General features: G+C 48.7%; 3 protein-coding genes. All 3 read right to left on the bottom strand.

The window, feature by feature from the left end; translation table 11 throughout:
* Positions 1-785 precede the first annotated feature (785 nt).
* Positions 786-1805 (bottom strand): alcohol dehydrogenase AdhP, encoded by a 1020-nt coding sequence (gene adhP, locus KDK14_RS15015; protein ID WP_257265985.1) that lies wholly within the window; start codon positions 1803-1805, stop codon positions 786-788.
* Between the two features lie 560 nt (positions 1806-2365).
* Complete coding sequence (gene lamB / locus KDK14_RS15020; protein ID WP_257265986.1) at positions 2366-3904, bottom strand: maltoporin LamB; 1539 nt, start codon at positions 3902-3904, stop codon at positions 2366-2368.
* 381 nt (positions 3905-4285) lie between these two features.
* Positions 4286-4777, bottom strand: a complete 492-nt coding sequence (locus KDK14_RS15025) for a DUF2244 domain-containing protein (protein WP_257265987.1) — start codon at positions 4775-4777, stop codon at positions 4286-4288.
* Between the last annotated feature and the right edge of the window lie 87 nt (positions 4778-4864).

The raw sequence follows: 4864 nt of genomic DNA on the forward strand, positions 1-4864 counted from the left end.
TTCGACAAGCTCAGGGTGAACGGAAATCGGGAACTTATTAAAAGACAATTCCTTATCGTGTCAGATATGGTTAGCCTCCTGGACGGGCGCTATTCTCGGACAGGCACTATTCTCGGACAGCCTACTGGACGAGTCCAGGTTTAATTGGCATGAGGATGATTTTGATAAGTCGGTTGAGTAGTGACAGGCGCATTTTCTGAAGAATCTCTGTTTTGGATGAGATTGGATGTTTCATCCAATATCTCACACACGATTTTATCTAAATTGCGAAAGGTATGCTTGTTATGACATAAATGATTAATTGCCTTACCGATGCAGCAGCCAATACAACAAGATGTAAGGATCTTATCCATAAAGCATCCTGTAGCACAGCCCAGAGTCGTACCAACGGCTTGATAGTCTATATCCCTGATGGACCAGGCAGGAGGGCAACACCCTCCATGGGTTTGTGTATACTGCGTTTGCATATTTTTTCCTCTTTCAGTTCACCTGCTGATTAGTGAATGATTCAATATTATACCTGACAATATTTGTTAGTATTAGTTCACTTTATGTTTCTTCTTTAAGGAGTTGTCTGGAGATAACTTCCCTGGTTTCATTGCCTGACTGGACTGAGCTTGTTGAAGTTCGGTGCCATGACCCTTCGATGCTTCGACAAGCTCAGCACTCAGGGTGAACGGAAATCGGGAATTCATTAAAAGATAATTCATAAGAAAAACTTTGCCACGAAGAACAGCAAAAATCTTTCCCTCCGTGACTCTGTGTCTCCGTGGTAAAAAAGGATGCTACTGTGCCAGCTCCATAACAACACGCCCGGCAATATCTCCGTTCTCCATTTCATCAAAAATTGCGTTGATCTCTTCCAGGGTCCGTTTCTGGATAATCGCCTTCACCTTACCCTGGGCAGCAAACTCCAGGCACTCCTGTAAATCCTTGCGCGTGCCGACGATGGAACCCACAACAGACACGCCGTTGATCACCGTATCGAATATAGGAATGGGCATATCCTCGGGAGGCAGCCCAACCAGCACGCAGGTTCCTCCCCGGCGCACGGAGCGATAGGCACTTTCAAAACCCGCCCTGGAAACGGCGGTGCAGACGGTGGCATGGACACCATTGCCCAACAGGGAGTTGATTTTTTCTTCCGGCTGGCACTGGCGGAAATCGAGAAAGTGGCTGGCGCCCAGGCTCAGCGCCAGTTTTTGTTTTTCCGCCCCGGTGTCCACGGCGATAACATTGAGGCCCATGGCCACAGCGTACTGCACCGCCAGGTGGCCCAGGCCGCCGATGCCCACAATGGAGACCCAGTCGCCGGGCTTGGTGCGGCTGACTTTCAGTGCCTTGTAGGTGGTCACGCCAGCGCAGAACAGTGGCGCGGCATCGACAAAGCTGATGCCGTCGGGGATCTTGACCAGATAGTCGGCGGCGGCCAGACAAAACTCGACATAGCCACCGTCCACGGAGTAGCCGACGTTGTGCTGGGCCAGGCAGAGGGTCTCCTTGCCTTCCAGGCAGTAGTCGCAATAGCCACAGGCGGAGTAAAGCCAGGGAATGCCCACACGGTCACCGGTCTTGATATGGCCTACCTGATCACTGACTTCTATAACAGTACCGACGCCCTCATGGCCAGGCACCAGCGGCAGTTTTGGCTTAACCGGCCAGTCGCCATGGCAGGCATGGAGGTCGGTGTGGCAGACGCCACAGGCATGGATTTTCACCAGGGCATCCCTGGCACCGAGTTTGGGTACCGGCAGGTCTTCGATGGTGAGCTGTTCTTTAAAGTGATGGACGACGGCGGCTTTCATGGTGTCTCCCGCAGGTTAGTTGATCCGGTTTGCTGTTGGGATGGATAGCGGAGGGTTTGGTCGGCAAAGGATAACGGTGGTCACGGAGGCAGAAAGAAAAGGAAAATATTTTCTTCTGTGGCTCCGTGACTGTGTGGCAAAGAAAGCTATTCAGACATCAGGGTTAAATATTGGGGCAGAACTTTCATCTTGCATATATTTTTTGTCACCGTAAACGACAAGTGTTATGCATAATGAAAGACCTGACGCTGGTTTTTTTTGAACCACAAAGGCACAGAGACACAAAGAAAAGATTTCTTTTTTCCTCCTTTGTGTCTTTGTGTCTTTGTGGTTCAAATTGAAATCTCTCAACCTGAATCAATCCCCACGTTAACGGGGCTTTTAAGCTTAAGTCAGTGCCACTGGTGCTAATACCCATGCATCGCAAGCGCTTCCATGCCTGCGTGGGGATGAATATTTGCACAGAGGTTCGGTATGCATTCCCACGGAGGGCCGTGGGAACGAGGGCAAGCGAGCCTTTCTGCACAGGTTGGCTCCCGCGGGGACTAACCTATGTTGGATCAGAACCAGACTTCCATTTGGGCACCGTAGGTCCAGCCATCGGATTTGCTGCCATAGGCATTCATGATTTGCGCGGCATCGGTGAAGGTGTCGAAGTATTCAAGGCCAAGGGCGTTACAAATACCCTCATTGCTAGCAGTGCAAGCAGTTCCTGCAAGCGTATCAGGAGGTGTACCGGCACCTGCAAGTTTAGAAGCATTCCAATCAGCATACGTGGCAAAAATACGAATCTGTGGCCTTACCCAGTTACCAAACTGCGGATGGAATTGTTGCGCGATGGTGAACTTCCAAAGTTTGCTTTTGAAAAGGTCGCTATTGTATTGCGTTGAATTATAGTTGAAAGAGGCGTGAGCATTTTTAACCTGATCATAACCCAGTTCAATGGTCGTACTGGTCAAATCATTCCAGTTCCACGAAGGCCGAACCCCAGCGGTTGTCCAGGTGGTTTTTCTCCCATAGTTTGGATACATTGTATCTGTGTCGTATTTAACCTCGGTAACACCGATAAGGTACATCATATCCAGCTTGGGCATTAAGGAAACAGCGCCGTGGTCCATAATGCGCCACAGCTTATTACCCTTAAACCAGTCAGTGGTTTGCATATACATTCCAGCAGTCCCTGTACCGGGTCCTGTCATCGCATCGGTAGCATACTGGACAGTAACTTTATTGTATCCTCCCAAGACATTCCAAGTCAGTTCACCGGTGAGCATCCAGCCGTTTTTATCAAAATAGCTTTTTCCGACCTGATCACCATTTGTGAGGGCTACTTCCGGCAAGTTATCAGGTGGGCTACCAACACCATAGTCAAGGCCAAGCTCCAGGCTCAGGTTATGCATTATTGGAATTTCATTCCAACGAATATCTAAAATGTTGGTAGTGATTTGTTGATCATTATATGACGATGTACCATTCCAATTATCGTATTTTACCCCATTCTGATTCCGCACCCAGGCAATATCCAACTTACCCATCCCCACATCAATATTCTCAATACCTACACCAGGACCCGCCAGATTCCAGTAGTAGTAATCAATCATATAGATATCATGACGATTATAAAAACGTTTGCCTACCCACAACATTGAACCGGGAAGCGTGTCACTAAAGAGGCCTGTGGCTTTCATGTTCATCTCTCGAACAGCAGGCTCAGTGGTTTCATAATCGCCTTGCTGGGCAACTTTGTAGCTAAGATTGGTGTCCAGGTAAAACTGCACACCATCCTGATCAAATAGATTTGCATCAAACTGTAGTTCTGCATAGGTTTCACATTCGTTACCCAAGCGGTACTTTGAGGGCGCACCCGCTGCCTTGAAGCATAACTGTTGACCACCCTTGTCAGTGCTACCGATACCTGAACGGGCACGAGCAGTGAAATTATGATCATAGCTTGTTGCCGCTATCGCACAGGTGGAAGCAGAAGCAATGGCGATGGCTCCGCAATACTGAAATGAACGACGGGTTAGCGATGAAACCACTTCGGATAACGCTGTCAACCCACTGTTTGGGGTTGAAGGTGATTGATGCCTGGAAAGCATGTTTAGCCTACCTTGTGTGTTTTTCCGGCTCCGGCTTTAACATTCTGCCGCTGAAAAAGGCATGATGTCGTTGGAGTAGCCGCGTCACGCCTTGGTGAGGGACCATAAGAAAGCTCGAAGCCATCGGTTAATGTGTGTTGATAAAGCAAGGCCTGCTTTCCGTGCAGAAAAGGGATAATAGGTTCGTCGTATAAACCCGGCTGTATTGAATAAGGCGACACAGCTTCGACGAAAGATTGTGGGGTATCCTGATTAATTATCTCTGACTGCAAAGCCAGAGCCTGTTAAGAATTTAGTTCAGGGTTTGGGGATGGGCAAAAAAATGTTCACTTTATGGCTGTTTTTCTGAACTTACCAAGGCACTCTTCACCAAAACACTCTTCACCAAGAAACGCAGGCGTTACGAAGCAGCCTTTTCAAGTGATCCCCCAAAACCAGCTTATCCTGCCTGTTGAGAAAAGACCCCAGCTCCATTTCCTTACCGTGTGAACGAATATGAATGGACGGGGGCTCCCATGGATGGGTCGCCTCACGAATGATCAGTTGGCACCAGAGGCGGTGATAATGGTGCGTGACCAGTGGTTTATAGAAGCCCTTCTGAACAGTGACCTGATGCTCCTGAAAGGTGATCAGCTCTTTTCGCTGGCGTTGCCAGGCACAGTAATAGATGCCTGCCGACAAGGCGATAACCTCCAGCAAGGAGAAGGGCAGGATGGCTTTGGCACCGACAAGATAAAAGCCGATGGCAATAACCAGTGATACCGTAGCAATCAGCCCCAGTAATAACAGGTTATGCCGCCAGCTCATGGAGTTATTGGGTTGCAGAAGTATCCTGCCATCCATACTTTTCGTGGGGAAATCTAACGTTACCATTGCTCCCATTCATACCCCAATGGCACTGGCTCAAGCGTGAAAGCCTTGCCATTGTTAGTTAAAAGACTTTCACCACAAAGGCACAAA

It is taken from the genome of Endozoicomonas sp. ONNA2, from assembly GCF_024606365.1.
Taxonomy (GTDB): Bacteria; Pseudomonadota; Gammaproteobacteria; order Pseudomonadales; family Endozoicomonadaceae; genus Endozoicomonas.